Raw genomic sequence first — 14,769 nt, 5'->3', positions numbered from 1 at the left:
CTGACATCACTGTGCCCAGCATGGCGCGGTGCGCCACACGGACCATCTCAACGTTCGCGTCTGGCGATGTTACGCACCCCCGCTGATCGGCGCGCATCGGCGCCGCCGCGACAGAGGTGTCGGGCCGGGACGTGCCCGGCCGGTGACATGGCAGCATGGAGCCCGATGAGTAACCGTCGCCGGCTTCCCAGGTCGGCCTATCTGGCCGCGGCCGCCGGCCGCAAACCGCATTGGGTGCCGGTGTGGTTTATGCGGCAGGCCGGCCGCTCGTTGCCCGAGTACCGCCAGCTGCGGGAAAAGCACAGCATGTTGGCGGCGTGTTTCGATGCCGAGTTGATCTGCGAGATCACCGTGCAGCCGGTCCGCCGCCACAACGTGGACGCGGCGATCCTCTTCTCCGACATTGTCGTTCCGCTGCGCGGCGCCGGTATCGACGTGGACATCGTTGCCGACGTCGGACCGGTGATTGCGCAGCCGGTGCGCACCGCCGCCGATATCCGCGCGCTGAAACCTTTTGACCCGCAAGTGGTGGAGCCGGTGTCGGAGGCAGTGTCATCGTTGGTGGCCGCGCTCGGCGAGGTGCCGCTGATCGGCTTCGCGGGTGCGCCGTTCACGTTGGCGTCCTACCTGGTGGAGGGCGGGCCGAGCCGCCACCATGCCCGCACCAAGGCGATGATGTGGGGTGACCCGGCCAGCTGGCATGCGCTGATGAGCAAGCTGACCGATATCACCATCGCGTTCTTGCGCACCCAGCTCGACGCCGGGGCGGACGCCGTTCAGGTCTTCGATTCGTGGGCCGGAACCCTGTCGCTGGCCGACTACCGCACCCATGTGTTGCCGCACAGCGCCCGGGTGTTCAGCACGCTGGCCGGGTACGGGGTGCCGATGACGCATTTCGGGCTCGGGACGGCCGAGCTGCTGGGTGCAATGTCGGGCGCGCTCAAACCGGTGGCCGCCGCTGTGGTCGGCGTCGACTGGCGGACCACGCTGACCGACGCGGCGGCCCGGGTGCAGCCGGGGACCGTGTTGCAGGGCAACCTTGACCCCGCGGCGCTGTTGGCGGGCTGGCCGGTGGTGGAACGGGCTGCACGGGCTGTGGTGGACGACGGGCGCCGCGCTGTGGACGCCGGAGCGTCCGGCCATGTCTTCAACCTCGGGCACGGGGTATTGCCGGAGACCGACCCGGGTGTGCTCACCGAACTGGTGTCGCTGGTTCACTCGTTATGAGCGTCTCGTATTGCGTGGTGGGCGGCGGTATCTCGGGACTGACGGCGGCCTACCGGTTGCGGGCGAGCGCCGGTGCGCAAGCGCGCATCACGGTGTTCGATCCGGGTGATCGCCTCGGCGGCGTGTTACGCACCGAGCACGTCGGCGGGCAGCCGATGGATGTGGGCGCCGAGGCCTTCGTGCTGCGCCGTCCCGAAGTTCCGGCGTTACTGGCCGAGCTGGGGCTGGCGGACCGGCAACTGGTCAGCAGCGGTGCCCGCCCGCTGCTCTACAGCCGGCAGCGGCTGCGGCCACTGCCGGCCGGCACGGTGGTCGGAATCCCGTCGTCGGCGGCGTCGATGACCGGGCTGGTCGATGACGCGACGCTGGCCCGTATCGAACGTGAACCCGCCCGCCCGCTGAACTGGCAACCCGGTGGTGATCCCTCGGTGGCCGCGGTGGTGGCCGACCGGTTCGGCCAGCAGGTAGTGGCCCGCTCGGTGGATCCGCTGTTGGGGGGTGTCTATGCCGGCTCGGCCGCCACGATCGGTGTGCGCTCGGCGGCCCCGGCACTGGCGGCGGCCCTCGACGCCGGCGCGGCCAGCGTGACCGACGCCGTGCGCGCAGCGCTTCCGCCGGCCGGCGCCGGCCCGGTGTTCGGTGCCCTCGCCGGCGGCTACGCGGTCCTGGTGGAGGCGCTGGTGGCCCGCAGCGGTCTGCGGTGGGTGCAGGCGGCGGTGGAAACGATCGATCGTGCCGAGCGCGGCTGGACACTCCTGGACGCCGGCGGCGACCGGTGGCATGCCGATGCGGTGATCCTTGCCGTCCCGGCGCCCCGGTTAGCCGCGCTGATCGAGCGTGTTGCCCCGCGCGCCGCGACGGCCGTGGGCCGGATCGCCAGCGCGTCCTCGGTGGTGGTGGCGTTGGCGGTGCCGGCCGATACCAGGCTCCCGCAACAGTCCGGTGTGCTGGTCGCCAGTGAGGAAACGTTGCACACCAAGGCGATTACGTTGTCGTCACGCAAGTGGGGCCGCCGCAGCGACCTGGAGTTGATCCGGCTTTCGTTCGGGCGGTTCGGTGACGATGCGAGCCGTGCCACCGACGACGAACTGCTGGCGTGGGCGCTGGCAGATCTGGCCACCGTGTTCGACGTGACGGTCGAGCCGGTCGACGTCCGGGTTCAGCGCTGGGGTGATGCGATGCCCCAGTACGGCCCCGGCCACGCCGGTATCGTCGCCGAACTTCGCGCCGGTTTGCCGCCGCGATTGGCGGTGGCGGGCAACTTTCTTGACGGAATCGGGGTGCCGGCGTGTATCGCCGCGGCCGGCCGGGCCGCCGCCGAGGTCGTCGGGGCGGTGACCGCCCCCGTGGCACCATAGAGCCATGGCCCGGCTGGACTACGACGCGCTCAACGCCATGCTGCGCTACCTGATGTTCTCGGTGTTCGCGGTGCGGCCCGGGGCGCTCGGCGACCAGCGGGAGGCCGTCATCGACGAAACCACCACCTTCCTCAAGCAGCAGGAGGAACGCGGCGTGGTGGTGCGCGGCCTCTACGACGTCGCCGGCTTGCGCGCCGACGCCGATTTCATGATCTGGACCCACGCCGAGCGGGTGGAAGCACTGCAAGCCACCTACGCCGATTTCCGGCGCACCACCACGCTGGGACGCGCATGCACACCGGTGTGGAGCAGTGTGGCGCTGCACCGGCCGGCCGAGTTCAACAAAAGCCACATTCCGGCGTTTCTGGCCGGCGAGGAGCCGGGTGCCTACATCTGCGTGTATCCGTTCGTGCGCTCCTACGACTGGTATTTGCTGCCTGAGGAGGAGCGTCGGCGCATGCTCGCCGAGCACGGAATGGCTGCCCGCGGCTATAAGGAGGTCCGCGCCAATACCGTGCCGGCGTTCGCGCTCGGCGACTACGAGTGGATCCTGGCGTTCGAGTCCCCTGAGTTGCACCGCATCGTTGATTTGATGCGCGACCTGCGTGCCACCGAAGCCCGGCGTCACACCCGCGCTGAGACGCCGTTTTTCACAGGTCCGCGGGTGCCGGTCGAACAGCTGGTGAACTCGTTGCCGTAGCCTGCGCCGAGACGAGGAGACAGATGAGCCAACCCGCTGAGGGCGCCCGGGCGCGGGGAGATTTCACCCGCTTCGAGGAGATGTATCGCGACGAGCGTCTGCTGCACGGTTTGCCGGCCGCGACGCCGTGGGATATTGGTGGTCCGCAGCCGGTGGTCCAGCAGCTGGTGGCGCTGGGTGCTGTCCGGGGCGAGGTACTTGACCCGGGCACCGGTCCGGGTCATCACGCTATCTACTACGCCTTGAAGGGTTATTCGGCCACTGGCGTCGACGCGTCGCCGGCAGCGCTGGACCGCGCCCGCGAAAACGCGCGAAAGGCCAAGGTATCGGTGAACTTTCAGTTGGCCGACGCGACGAAATTGGACGGGCTGGAAAACCGGTTCGACACGGTTGTGGACTGTGCTTTCTACCACACGTTCGGCGATGACCGGGCGCTGCAGAGCGGCTACCTGCGGGCTCTGCACCGGGCCACCAAGCCGGGAGCGCGGCTTTTTATGTATGAGTTCGGCGCCCACGACGTCAACGGCTTCCGCATGCCACGCTCGCTGGATGAGGCGGACTTTCGTGACGTGCTGCCCGGCAACGGCTGGGAGATCACCTACCTGGGGCCGACAACCTATCAGATCAACGCCAGCGCTGAGACTTTCGAGAGGATGGCGCAGCGAAACCCGGACATGGCGGATCGAATCCGGATGGTGCAGGACCGTTTCCGGGTCATCGAGCCTTGGCTGGTCAACGGCCGGCTGCACGCCCCGTTCTGGGAAGTGCACGCCACCCGGCTGGACTAGGTGCAGCGTCAGCCGGCGCCGGCCGCGCCTTCGGGGGTCACAGGTGGTGTCACGTCCGTCGCGCCGGCTGGCCTGACATCTCGGACACGGGCGATAGCGTATGCGCCATCAGACGGCCGGGTGTCGTTTTTCCCGGGGAGGTGCGGCAGAGCTGTGCGGGTGCAGCGCTGTTTGGGGGCGCGCCGCGACACCGCCGGCAACCACCTGGACGCTCACGAGCGTGTCGGGACCAGCCGCAGCGATATCGAGTTGATGCAGTAGCGCAAGTCGGTCGGTGTCGGATACCCCTCGCCGGCGAAGACATGGCCCAGATGGCTGTGACAGCTCGCGCAGAGCACTTCGGTGCGGGTCATGCCCATCGAGTGGTCAGGACGCAGGATCACCGCGTCAGACCGTGCCGGGTCGAAGAACGACGGCCAGCCACAATGTGATTCGAATTTCTCGCTGCTGCGGAACAACTCGGCTCCGCAGGCGCGGCACTGGTAGATGCCCTCGGTTTTGGTGTCGGTGTACTCACCGGTGAAGGGCGGCTCGGTGCCGGCGCGGCGCAGCACGGCGAACTCCTCCGGGGTGAGTTTCTGGCGCCATTCGTCGTCGGTGAGTTGCACGCGCGGGGACGGGCTCTCGGAGCTCATGCGTTCACGCTAGCGCGTGGCTTCTGCGGCGTCAGCCACGCCGGGTCGATGCCGTGGTCCAGCCGGTTTTCGGCCTTGGCGTCCAGATAGCGGAAGTAGAGCACGCAGAAGATGACGATCAGCAGCAGCGACCAGCCGTAGGTGATTTTCAGGTATTCCAGCGCGCGCCCGTACCTCATCCAGTTGAACAGCAGCCAGCGGTCCAGGGTCATGAAACCGTAGATCCCCAGCCAGGCCGGCCAGTTGCGGATGACCGAGTTGGGCAACACCACGGTCATCAGGAACGGGAAGAGCATCATCGAGTAGTAGCCCTGGGCCAAAGACAGCACCAGCCACGAGCACAGCAACAACACGCCGGACGACGTGGTGAACCAGAACAGCGGGTCGCGGGTGCGGTAGTAGCGGTACAAGAGCCACAAACTGGCGATCGCGATGGCCGTGAACAGGATCCGCAGAAAAAGGATCAACCAGGTCGGCAACCCGAAATAGACGCCGTTGCCCTCGATCGAGCTGTTGAAGTAGTCCCGGGTGCCGAGGATGTAGGGCAGCGTGCGGGTGAAGAAGTCCATCGGGTGGCTGACCAACGGCAGTGCAGCCAGGTTGAACACCAGCGGCACCACCAACGCGGCCACCACGGCCCGCCACTGGCGGTTCAGCAGCGGCAGCAACACCAGCGGTGCCAGCAGCGGTTTGACCGCCAGCGTCAGCCCCACCGCGGTGCCCGCCCACCACTGGTGACTGACTTTGCCGTCGAGCAGCCACCGGAAGAACAACACCTCGGCCAGCAGGACGCATCCGTTGATGTTGGTGAAAACCAGTGTGTTGGTGACGGACTCGGTGCAGAACATGGCCAGCAGCAAGGCCGGGGCTGCGACCGAAGCCAGTGTGAAACCGAACAGCCGCAACAGCAGATATGCGGCGATCAAGATCGCCACAACGTTGCACAAGATGAACAAGTACCGCGACGGTATCTCGGGCAGGTATCCGAACGGCGCCATAATCAGCGTGCCGCCGGGCGGATACAGGTAATGCGGGTCGACATAGTCGAAATGCTCGTTGTAGATGTCCCAGCCGTGCCGGAAGTTCAGCACCGCCCGGTAAACGGGTTTGAAGTCGTCGGTCTTGTTGCCGTTGGTGGTCAACACGATGCTGCGGTGAATCACCGACATGATCGCCGCCGGCCACAACACCGAGCGCAGCACCGTTGCGGCGCTCGGTGCGCTGGACGGGGGACGAAACGCGGCCTGCACCCAGTCGCGCACGCCGATACGGGTCGAATCAACTGCCGTCACCAGCGCACAGTACACCGGCGGACCCGCCCCGAAAAACCGAACTCTCAGGCCGGACAGTAGGTGTCGGTGGGAGGCAGCTTGCCGGTGTCCAGATAGCCGATCAGGGGCGGCACCGCGCACGACGAATAGATGCTGGCACCGTGGCCGATACCCTGCCACATCACCCGCTTGCTGGCCGTGCCGGCGTTGATGATGGCGGCGGCGGTGGCGGCAACCCCCTCGGAGCCCGCGATCGGATCGTCCTTCTGGACGCCCATCAACAGCACGTTGACCTTGAGGTCCTTCGGCGGCTGGGGGGGCGAAGCACTCGGCCAGTGCACGCATTTGACCAGGCTGAGCGCACCGACGGTGCCGAACTGCGGATAGAGCTTGCCCCAGGCGACCACGAGCTGGCGGATGCGGTCCGGAGTGGGGCGGTTGAGCGAATCGCTGCAGGAGTTGATGAACTGCCCATCGGTGTCGCGGAGGGCCACCGCCCGGTTGATCAGGTTGGTCAGCAGGTTGGCGTCACCGGAGCGGGCGCTGGCCAGCGCAGTGGCCAGGTCCATCGTGTTGCCGACACGATCGCCGGTGGGATAACCCAGGGCCGTGGTGAGAGCGTTGGCCACCGATGCCACCGACGCACCCCCGGGTCCATGGCCGGTTCGGGCGGCGGCCAGCAGCGCGTCCACGGCGCCCTTCGGATCGGGGCCCAGCGGGCAGTTCAACGCGGCGCACTGGGCGGCGAACGCGTCGAGTGCCGCTTGCTGGCCCTTGACTTGTTGCTCAGCGGCAGCTTCGGCGCTCACTCCCAGTGGCACGGGGGAGTCGAGAATCAGCCGGGCGACCTTATCGGGATGCGACCCGGCGTAGGTCAACGCCACCTGGGCACCGTTGCCGATCCCGATCAGCGCCAGCGCGGGCACGTCCCAGATGCTGCGCAGCCGTTCGACGTCGGCGGCCGCGTGCGTGTCGTCATAGTCGGAGTCGCCGGGAGCGATGGTATCCGTGCAGCTGGTGGTGGCTTTGTCGGTGATGTCACTCAGGGCTGCCACCGGGTCGTCACCGGGCTCGAATTGCGCTTGGTCGTGCATCTCTTGGCGGTCGATCTGGTCGCGACAGTCCACCGCACTGGACATGCCCATCCCGCGGCGGTCAATGGCGACGATCGGGTGACTGTGCAGGACATCGGCGCCCGCGTGCGAAAGCCATATCGGCAGCTGCACCGACGACGGCAGATCCGAGCCGGTGGTGAAAATCAGCGGACCGGCCTCGGGCGGGGTCCGATTCGAGCGGGCCCGGACCACCCCGATGCTCAGTGTGCCGGTCGCCCCGTTGACGGGGTCAAGGTCGGCGTCATAGCTGGCGCAATCGAGGCGGATCCCCGGCGCGGCGGGCACGGCGGCCTCTCCGAACACCCGCGCGGTACAGTCGCGCCACGGCAGATCGTTTTTCGGCGCGGGAATGGGCGGTGGACCGTTGGGGGCAGGGGTTGTGGTGGCCGCGCCGCGCTGCCGGGCGCCGGAGTTGGTGGCGAACCGCGGATCGGCGGCCAGGCCCGGGACGCAGCCGGCCAGCAGCACAGTCGCCGCGAGCCCGAGCGCGGCCGATCTGACATGCCGGTTCATGCCGACCACACTAGCGATCGTGCACATCGATGCCGCGTAGCTGCGGTGATGTCAGGCTCATCGTCGCGCGACGGCGCGCGGGACTCAGATTTTCACATACCGCGTGTACAGATAGCCGCTTTGGTCGGTGAGGATGTGGGCGCAGCGCATCTGGGTGAGCACCTGCCCCGGCCCGGTGATGATCCGGCTGGCCTGTCCCCCCACCAGGCACGGCGCGATCGTCAGGCACAGCTCGTCGACCAGGTCCCGCTGGACAAACGAGCTCAGCAGCGTGGGGCCGCCCTCGGTGAGAACGCGGTTCATGCCGCGGCCGGTGAGCGCCGCGAGCACGGCGGACTCGTCAACGGTGCCCGGGTCGTCGCCCGAGCAGTCGATGACGTCGGCGAGGCTGGCCAGCCGTTGCCGTATCCGCTCGGCCGCCGCGGAGCAGGTCAGCACCAGCGGCGGCACCTCGGTGCGGGTGAACACCGGCATTTCCCGGTCGAGCTGACCGGACGCGGTGACGATCGCAAGGGGGGGCACCTCGCTTTGTCCGCGGATCTGGCGGCGCCGACGCTGCGCCACGCTCAGCTGCGCGCCGGCGTAGCTCTCGGCGCGCACCGTGCCGGCGCCCACCAGGATGACGTCGGCCAGTTCGCGGAGCACGCTGAACACGAACCGGTCGCCGGGCCCACCCAGCCCGGCTGTCGTGCCGTCGAGGGTGGCGCCCCCGTCGAGGCTGGTGATGAAGTTCGCCCGCACCCAGGCACGCTGCGGGTCGGCCGGGTAGCTGTAGAGCCGGTACAGCTCGGCGTCGTCGAGATCGCGAACCGATCCCAGCATCATCAGCTGGGTTTCACCGGCGTGGGGGTCGGGCATGAGCATGATTGCAGCACGCCGCCCTGCGGTTGGCACGCACCGCCCCCGCCGGACAGCTGGTGCGGCCCAGCCGAGCCGCCCGGCGGACTGAGCGCGGCGGCCGCCGATACCTGCGGTCAGATGACTCGAACCATGACGTAGTCGTCTTCAAGACACTCGTCCACGCGAAATGTTCTGGTGCCCTTGATGATAAAGCCATGCTTAGTGTAAAAGCGTTGTGCGCGCTGATTTTTCTGGTTCACTCCCAGCCATACACAGGCCGCGCCGCGGTCGGCAGCCGCAGCCAGCGCGGTGTTCATCAGTGCCGCCGACACGCCGTGCCCGTGACGCTGCGGAAGAACATACATTTTCGAAAGCTCGACGGCCGGGCGAATGTCGACCGCGCGCATCACGTCGGCATCGGCGCCCACGCCGTGAACGAGCATGGCATAACCGACGATCCGATCGGCTTCTCGCGCAGTGAAGATCAGTCTTTGAGGGTCGGCCAGATACTCGGCGAAGCGGGCGGCAGACAGGTTGGCATCGATGAATGAGGCGATGCTCGCCGGACTCACCGACTGCGGACACGCCAGCGGAAAGGTGCGTGCCGCGACCGCCGCCAGCTCGTCGACACAATCGGCTGTCGCGGCACGCACAGCCGGGAGAGTTTGCGCGCCTTGATCGACCGGTCGCTGCGCGCCCGGTTGCGCCGGGCACATTCTCGGCGGGGTCAGAGGTTCCACTGTGCAAGATGCACGCCGGTCTTGCGGTCCAGCAGCATCACATAGGAGACCGGATCACGCTGGACGTCCCAATACACGCCACCGTGGACCGTCGAACCCGCGGGCGCGTTGGTGAGCACCGAGTCCAGCGCGTCGGGGGCATCCGAGGGCCGCGACGTGTAGGCATCGGCGAATGGGGTGACTCCGTCGAAGGTGAAGTCGGTCGCCATCTGGAACGGGGAGGGCACCGTGATCGCGTGGATGGTGACGTCAGCACGCACGACCCCGCTACCCGGAAAGCCCTTGATTGTCCCCCCGCGCTGGTAGCCGAATCCGGGCGGCGGATCTACCGGCTCGACCCGGCTGACTGTGACGTCGGCGATGATCTTGCCGGTGTCGACCCGCAGGGTGTCACCGAGCCGGCCGATTGGGGCGTCGCCGGCCGAGGCGGGCGACACGGTGGCCATTGACGCGATCACACTGGCAACCAGCAGCGCCAACCAGCGATACATCATCCTCGTTGGTCGTCCTCCTTGGTCGTCCTGCTTGGCCGTCCTGCTTGGCCGTCCTGCTTGGTCGTCCTGCTTGGCCGCTTACCGCGACCTTCGCATGATCGCATATGGCGACGCTGCACCGGTGGGAGTTGCACCAGAGCGGCTAGGCCGCTTCCAGGTCGAGCAGCAACGCCTTGGCGCGGGCGCCGCCGGCGTAGTGACCAGGCGAGCCGTCCGATCGGACCACCCGGTGGCAGCCGATGACCACCGGCAACGGGTTGTGCGCGCAGGCCGTGCCGACCGCGCGCACCGCTCGTGGGTTGCCGATGCCGGCAGCCACGCCGGCATAGCTTTTGCGCTGCCCATAGCCGATACTGCGCAGGTATTCGATGACCGTGCGACGGAAGCCCGTGACTAGGCGCAGATCGATCGGGAGCTCGAAGTGGGTGCGCCGCCGGGCGAAGTACTCCTCAAGCTGGCGCGCCGCGTCGTCCAGCCGCGCGGGTGCCCGCAGGATACGTGGGCTGACCGAGCTGGCCAGCGCCGCCAGCACCGCGGCGTGGTTTTCGACGTCGAAGGCAACCCGGAGCAGCCCGACATCGGTGGCCGCCAGCAGCAGCACACCGACCGGGGTCTCCAGGGTGCGGTAGGCGACGTCGAGCAGGCCGTGCCGGTCGGCGCTGCGTTCCAGCTCCGCATGCAGCCGCGCCAAAGCGGCGGTTTCGTCATGCTCTGGAAAGACGTTGGTGTTCACTGGGTTTCACCTCCCAAATAGGCCCGGCGAAGAGTTTTGATGCCGTCGGCCGCGGCGCGGCGTGCGGCCTGGGGGGAGTTGCCGAGCAGTGCGGCCACCTCGGCGAAGGGCAGCCCGCCGATATGGTGGTAGGCCACCGCCAGACGTTGTTTATCGGGCAGGCGTGCCAGCGCGGTCCACAGGTCATCGTCACGGGTGGCGGGATCGCTGTGCGCCACAGGTCGATCGGCGATGTCGGCGGCCGGAATGGGATGCCGGGACCGGGCCCGGCGGGCGTCGACGGCACGCCGGTGGGCGATGGTGACCAGCCACGCCTCGATATTGCTGCCGGGAGGCAGCTCGGGGTAGGCGCGCAAAGCCGAGACGAAGGTGTCCGACCACACGTCTTCGGCGTCCTGACGCCCGACCACGGCCCGGCATACCCGCAGCACGGTGGGGCCGTATTCGGCCACCACGTCTTCGAACGGTCTCATCGGCCCCACACTGGGTAGACGACAGGTACCCGCCGGGTGTGAGACTCGAGTTCTCAGTCGGCTTTCCCGGAGGTTCCGGCCACCAGTGATTCCAGCACGTTAATCAGATCGGCCTCCACCCGTCCCTTGTCGAAGCCGGCTTGGTGCAGCGGCCCGGTGTCGTCCTCGAGTTCGAATAGCGCCAGCAGCAGGTGTTCGGTCCCCACGTAGTTATGGCCCAGCCGTAGCGCTTCCCGGAAGGTCAATTCCAGGACCTTGCGGGCGGGCCCACTGAATGGGATCAGCTCGGGCGGTTCCGCGCCACCCACCGGCAGCTCCACCGCGGCCCGGACCGCTGCGGCATCAATCCCTTGTGCGTCCAGTAACGCGGTGGCCAGCGCGTGGGGGTCACTGAGCACGCCCAGCAGCAGATGATCGAGCGTGATCTGGGTGTTGCGGGCCTCTGAGGCAATGGTGTGGGCGGCGGCGACGGCGTTACGGGCCCGCGGCGTGAAGCGCTCGAAACCGTGATCGGAATCGAGCGTTGTGACCTCCGCTCGCGGAACGAACCGCTTCTGCGCGGCCTGTTTGGTGACACCCATGCTTTTGCCGATGTCGGTCCACGACGCCCCCGAGCGGCGGGCCTGGTCAACGAAGTGACCCACCACATGATCGGCCACCTCGCTGAGATGCTCGGCGAGCATGACCGCATCGCGCAGTTGGTCCAGCACACCACGATGCGCCTGGGCGATAGCGGTGATCAGGTCGTCGAGGCGGACCGGATAAGTGACGGACCCGGGCTGTGACATACCGTCAACGATAGGTTGACGTCTCCGCGGGCGTCAACGATGTGTTGACGCCCAATGGCCAGTTAACTGTTTCGTTGCAGTTTTAACATTTTTGGCTGAACGACCGAGTGTCGCGAGACGAGTGGTTAACACGCCGCACATATGATCATCACGCCTTGCCGGTTTTTTTGGGAAGCGAATATGGACGTCATTCAGGGACACGTGGTCGATCAGGTCAACAAACTGCTGTACAGCTATGTCCTCATTTATTTGTTAATCGGTTCCGGTATCTATTTCACCGTCCGGACCCGATTCATTCAGATCCGCTATTTCGGGCGTATGCTGCGCCAGATCAGCCGGTCGCGCAGTGCGGGGGGCGGGATCTCGTCATTTCAGGCGTTTTGCGTCGGTTTGGCGTCGCGGGTGGGCGCCGGCAATGTTGCCGGAGTGGCGGTGGCGCTCACGGTCGGCGGTCCCGGTGCGGTGTTCTGGATATGGGTGGTCGCGGCGGTCGGTATGGCGACGGCATTTGTCGAGGCCACACTCGCGCAGCTGTTCAAGGCCCGCTCCAATGACGGCGCCTTCCGGGGCGGTCCCGCGTTTTACATCCAGCGGGGGCTGGGCTCGCGGGCAGGTGGAGCCACGTTAGCTGTGCTGTTGGTGTTCACCTTCGGGGTCGCGTTCAACATGGTGGAGGCAAACGCGGTCAGTGACGCTTTGAAGACATCGCATTCGGTTGGGGTCGGTTGGACGACAGTGGGTCTCGTCGTGCTGGCCGCGCCCGTGCTGTTCGGCGGAGTCCGCCGGGTCGCTAGGGTGACCGAACTCGTGCTGCCCCCGGTGGCAGTACTGTATATGGTGCTCGCACTTGCGATCGTGGCGGCCAATATGACAAGCCTTCCCAGGGTGATCGAGGAGATCGTCGGCGGTGCGTTCGGAATCCGGCAGATGGCAGGCGGTTTCGGCGGTGGTATCGCCGCCGCGATGCTCAACGGCGTCAAGCGAGGCCTGTTTGCGAACGAGGCCGGAATGGGAAGTGCGCCAAACGTCGCGGCCACGGCGACGGTGTCGCATCCTGTCGAACAGGGTCTGATTCAATCGCTCGGCGTTTTCGTCGACACCATTCTGGTGTGCACGGCGACGGCGTTCATCGTCTTGGTGTCGAGTCCCGATGTCTACGACCCCGCTCGCCGCGATGCGGTGGCCGGCGTGGGGCTGACGCAGTCGGCGGTGGCCGCCGGTCTGGGTTCCTGGACCACCGGATTGATCACAATGGTGGTTTTTGTTTTCGCGTTATCGGCAGTATTGGGCAATTATGTGTGTGCGGAAGCCAACCTGTTCTTTTTGGGCGCCGGACAGGGTGCGGTCAATGTGCTCAAAGTTTCGACACTGGTGGCCGTCGCATTCGGGGCGATGTCCAGGCTGACGGTGGTGTGGGCGCTCGCCGATCTGGGGATGGCATTGATGGCGATCGCCAACCTGGTCGCGATTTGCTTGCTGGGCACGTGGGCATTCGCGGCCTTACGCGATTTTCAGCGCCAGTCCGCAACCGGTAAAAAGCCGGTCTTTATTGCTGACGAGGCCGGGCTGCCCGGTGCGCTCGTCGGGGATATTTGGGCAGTCGGCGAGCCGGTGTGCGAGCCCGCGAGTAGCGCCATCGGGACGCCGTCATCGCCGGCGATGGTTCCGGCGGCCAAGTGACGGGTGTTTGCGCGGGCCGCGCAGGGCCCTAGACCGGTATCTAGCGTTGGCCGTCGGAGGCCTTGCCGGCTCCGGCGGTATAGGACTCTTTGCCGGTTCCGGCCAGTTGGCCGCCCGCGACGATCAGGTATTCCTCGCGGATGGGCCGCCCGGCGAACCAGTCCTCGAGGATTTCGCGGGTGCCGGCCGCATAGCGGGCCTGGGCGGACAGCGTGGTGCCGGAAACGTGCGGGGTCATGGCGTGGTGCGGCATGGTGCGCCACGGGTGGTCGGCGGGCGGCGGCTGCGGATACCACACATCTCCGGCGTAGCCGGCCAGCTGCCCGCTCTGCAGAGCCGCCACGATCGCATCGCGCACACAGATCTCGGCACGGGCGGTGTTGACGATGTAGGAGCCGCGGCGCATCGAGGCCAGCAGCTTGTCGTCGAAGAGGTGATAGGTCTGCGGATGCAGCGGCGCGTGGATGGAGAGCACGTCGACCGCACGCACCAGCGAGTGCACATCGGGATGAAACGTCACATTGAGTTCGCGTTCGACCGCTTCCGGCAATCGGCGGGTATCGGTGTAATGCAGGTTGACCGCAAACGGCGCCAGGCGCCGCAGGAGCGCTTGTCCGATGCGGCCGGCGGCCATCACACCCACGTCCATGCCCTCGAGGTCATAGGCACGGGCGGCGCAATCGGCGATGTTCCAGCCGCCGTCGACCACCCATCGATGCGATGGAACGAAGTTGCGCACCAGCGCCAGGATCTGCATCACCGCGTGCTCGGCCACGCTGATGCTGTTGCTGTAGGTGATCTCGGCGACGGTGATTCCGCGGGCGATCGCGGCGTCGAGGTCCACGTGGTCCGAACCGATTCCAGCTGTAATCGCCAGTTTGAGCCGAGGCGCCTTCGCGATCCGCTCAGCGGTCAGGTATGCCGGCCAAAATGGTTGGGAGATAACGATGTCGGCGTCTGGCAGTTCGCGCTCGAACTCCGAGTCCGGGCCGTCTTTGTCCGACGTCACCACTAGCTGGTGCCCAGCCTGTTCGAGAAACGTCCGCAATCCCAGCGCACCGGACACACAGCCGACCAGCTCCCCGGGGGTGAAGTCGAGCGCTGACGGGCTTGGCAGACTCTGGCCACCGGGATAGCCGGGCACCACAGGGACGCCGTCGCGGGCATAGACCGGCGGATAGCCAGAGATCGGGTCGGGATACAACACCAGCACGATCTTGGCCATCACGTCCTCCTCCAGCGATGTGCTCCGGTAGGTGAGCTCAGCCCGCTTGTGCGTTCGCGCTGGTTGGCGCACAGGCGGGCTGAGGAGTGTCCAGGGGTCTGTCCGACACAGACTATCCCGTGCCCGGTAGGCGACGTGATTCGGCATCGGGCACGCAGCTGTCCGCCCGGCTACCGGGCGCGACCGTGT

Annotated in this window: 15 protein-coding genes; 5 read left to right on the top strand and 10 right to left on the bottom strand. The window is 67.0% G+C overall.

Annotated elements, in window-relative coordinates; genetic code table 11:
• Nucleotides 1–165 precede the first annotated feature (165 nt).
• From hemE to G6N08_RS18025, 4 genes are read left to right on the top strand one after another with little or no spacing between them, the layout of a single operon-like run.
• Entirely contained in the window at nt 166–1,227 is a 1,062-nt protein-coding gene (hemE, locus tag G6N08_RS18040; RefSeq protein ID WP_163759514.1) for a uroporphyrinogen decarboxylase, read from the top strand.
• Nucleotides 1,224–2,585: a protoporphyrinogen oxidase gene (locus G6N08_RS18035; protein WP_163759511.1), complete on the top strand. Its 1,362-nt coding sequence runs from the start codon at nt 1,224–1,226 to the stop codon at nt 2,583–2,585. The genes hemE and G6N08_RS18035 overlap by 4 nt, the downstream gene beginning before the upstream one ends.
• Before the next feature lie 4 nt (nt 2,586–2,589).
• Entirely contained in the window at nt 2,590–3,285 is a 696-nt protein-coding gene (gene hemQ, locus G6N08_RS18030) for a hydrogen peroxide-dependent heme synthase (RefSeq protein ID WP_163759507.1), read from the top strand.
• Between the two features lie 23 nt (nt 3,286–3,308).
• The gene (locus tag G6N08_RS18025; RefSeq protein WP_218033395.1) at nt 3,309–4,073 is read left to right on the top strand and encodes a class I SAM-dependent methyltransferase; all 765 of its coding nucleotides are present in this window, start codon (nt 3,309–3,311) and stop codon (nt 4,071–4,073) included.
• Nucleotides 4,074–4,285: 212 nt separating this feature from the next.
• On the opposite strand, the gene msrB is transcribed toward G6N08_RS18025, so the two are convergent.
• The 9 genes from msrB to G6N08_RS17980 form a co-directional block, all read right to left on the bottom strand.
• Nucleotides 4,286–4,708 carry a peptide-methionine (R)-S-oxide reductase MsrB gene (gene msrB, locus G6N08_RS18020; RefSeq protein ID WP_163759504.1) on the bottom strand — a complete coding sequence of 141 codons (423 nt, stop codon included), beginning with the start codon at nt 4,706–4,708 and terminating at the stop codon, nt 4,286–4,288.
• Nucleotides 4,705–6,015, bottom strand: a complete 1,311-nt coding sequence (gene aftC, locus G6N08_RS18015; protein ID WP_163759501.1) for an arabinofuranan 3-O-arabinosyltransferase — start codon at nt 6,013–6,015, stop codon at nt 4,705–4,707. Before aftC ends, msrB begins: the two co-directional genes overlap by 4 nt.
• A 29-nt stretch (nt 6,016–6,044) precedes the next feature.
• The gene (locus tag G6N08_RS18010; RefSeq protein WP_371869048.1) at nt 6,045–7,607 is read right to left on the bottom strand and encodes an alpha/beta fold hydrolase; all 1,563 of its coding nucleotides are present in this window, start codon (nt 7,605–7,607) and stop codon (nt 6,045–6,047) included.
• 84 nt (nt 7,608–7,691) lie between these two features.
• Complete coding sequence (locus G6N08_RS18005) at nt 7,692–8,465, bottom strand: pyrimidine reductase family protein (protein WP_163759498.1); 774 nt, start codon at nt 8,463–8,465, stop codon at nt 7,692–7,694.
• Nucleotides 8,466–8,581: 116 nt separating this feature from the next.
• Nucleotides 8,582–9,163: a GNAT family N-acetyltransferase gene (locus G6N08_RS18000; protein WP_163759494.1), complete on the bottom strand. Its 582-nt coding sequence runs from the start codon at nt 9,161–9,163 to the stop codon at nt 8,582–8,584.
• Between the two features lie 11 nt (nt 9,164–9,174).
• The gene (locus tag G6N08_RS17995; protein WP_246216867.1) at nt 9,175–9,633 is read right to left on the bottom strand and encodes a hypothetical protein; all 459 of its coding nucleotides are present in this window, start codon (nt 9,631–9,633) and stop codon (nt 9,175–9,177) included.
• A gap of 190 nt (nt 9,634–9,823) precedes the next feature.
• Entirely contained in the window at nt 9,824–10,414 is a 591-nt protein-coding gene (locus G6N08_RS17990; protein ID WP_163759492.1) for a methylated-DNA--[protein]-cysteine S-methyltransferase, read from the bottom strand.
• Nucleotides 10,411–10,887: an RNA polymerase sigma factor gene (locus G6N08_RS17985; RefSeq protein ID WP_163759488.1), complete on the bottom strand. Its 477-nt coding sequence runs from the start codon at nt 10,885–10,887 to the stop codon at nt 10,411–10,413. The genes G6N08_RS17990 and G6N08_RS17985 overlap by 4 nt, the downstream gene beginning before the upstream one ends.
• A 53-nt stretch (nt 10,888–10,940) precedes the next feature.
• On the bottom strand, nt 10,941–11,675 hold the full coding sequence (locus G6N08_RS17980) for a Clp protease N-terminal domain-containing protein (RefSeq protein WP_163759487.1): 735 nt from the start codon (nt 11,673–11,675) through the stop codon (nt 10,941–10,943).
• Nucleotides 11,676–11,855: 180 nt separating this feature from the next.
• On the opposite strand from G6N08_RS17980, the gene G6N08_RS17975 reads away from it, so the two are divergent.
• Complete coding sequence (locus G6N08_RS17975) at nt 11,856–13,355, top strand: alanine/glycine:cation symporter family protein (protein WP_163759484.1); 1,500 nt, start codon at nt 11,856–11,858, stop codon at nt 13,353–13,355.
• Nucleotides 13,356–13,395: 40 nt separating this feature from the next.
• Here the strand turns inward: G6N08_RS17975 and G6N08_RS17970 are convergent, their stop codons facing one another.
• Entirely contained in the window at nt 13,396–14,580 is a 1,185-nt protein-coding gene (locus tag G6N08_RS17970) for an NAD-dependent formate dehydrogenase (protein WP_163759481.1), read from the bottom strand.
• Nucleotides 14,581–14,769 lie beyond the last annotated feature (189 nt).

The sequence above is a fragment of the Mycobacterium botniense genome, from assembly GCF_010723305.1.
Classification (GTDB): Bacteria; Actinomycetota; Actinomycetes; order Mycobacteriales; family Mycobacteriaceae; genus Mycobacterium; species Mycobacterium botniense.
The sequence above is the reverse complement of the archived record's forward strand: the minus strand, read 5'-3'. Positions and strand labels throughout refer to the sequence as shown.

Excerpts from the sequence above, each read along its gene's own strand:
- G6N08_RS17995 (WP_246216867.1), bottom strand. The coding sequence starts at position 9,633 with ATGGCCACCGTGTCGCCCGCCTCGGCCGGCGACGCCCCAATCGGCCGG.
- G6N08_RS18010 (WP_371869048.1), bottom strand. The coding sequence starts at position 7,607 with ATGAACCGGCATGTCAGATCGGCCGCGCTCGGGCTCGCGGCGACTGTG.
- msrB (WP_163759504.1), bottom strand. The coding sequence starts at position 4,708 with ATGAGCTCCGAGAGCCCGTCCCCGCGCGTGCAACTCACCGACGACGAA.
- G6N08_RS18035 (WP_163759511.1), top strand. The coding sequence starts at position 1,224 with ATGAGCGTCTCGTATTGCGTGGTGGGCGGCGGTATCTCGGGACTGACG.
- G6N08_RS17975 (WP_163759484.1), top strand. The coding sequence starts at position 11,856 with ATGGACGTCATTCAGGGACACGTGGTCGATCAGGTCAACAAACTGCTG.
- hemQ (WP_163759507.1), top strand. The coding sequence starts at position 2,590 with ATGGCCCGGCTGGACTACGACGCGCTCAACGCCATGCTGCGCTACCTG.
- G6N08_RS17985 (WP_163759488.1), bottom strand. The coding sequence starts at position 10,887 with ATGAGACCGTTCGAAGACGTGGTGGCCGAATACGGCCCCACCGTGCTG.
- G6N08_RS17970 (WP_163759481.1), bottom strand. The coding sequence starts at position 14,580 with ATGGCCAAGATCGTGCTGGTGTTGTATCCCGACCCGATCTCTGGCTAT.
- G6N08_RS17980 (WP_163759487.1), bottom strand. The coding sequence starts at position 11,675 with ATGTCACAGCCCGGGTCCGTCACTTATCCGGTCCGCCTCGACGACCTG.
- G6N08_RS18025 (WP_218033395.1), top strand. The coding sequence starts at position 3,309 with ATGAGCCAACCCGCTGAGGGCGCCCGGGCGCGGGGAGATTTCACCCGC.
- hemE (WP_163759514.1), top strand. The coding sequence starts at position 166 with ATGAGTAACCGTCGCCGGCTTCCCAGGTCGGCCTATCTGGCCGCGGCC.
- G6N08_RS18000 (WP_163759494.1), bottom strand. The coding sequence starts at position 9,163 with ATGTGCCCGGCGCAACCGGGCGCGCAGCGACCGGTCGATCAAGGCGCG.
- G6N08_RS18005 (WP_163759498.1), bottom strand. The coding sequence starts at position 8,465 with ATGCCCGACCCCCACGCCGGTGAAACCCAGCTGATGATGCTGGGATCG.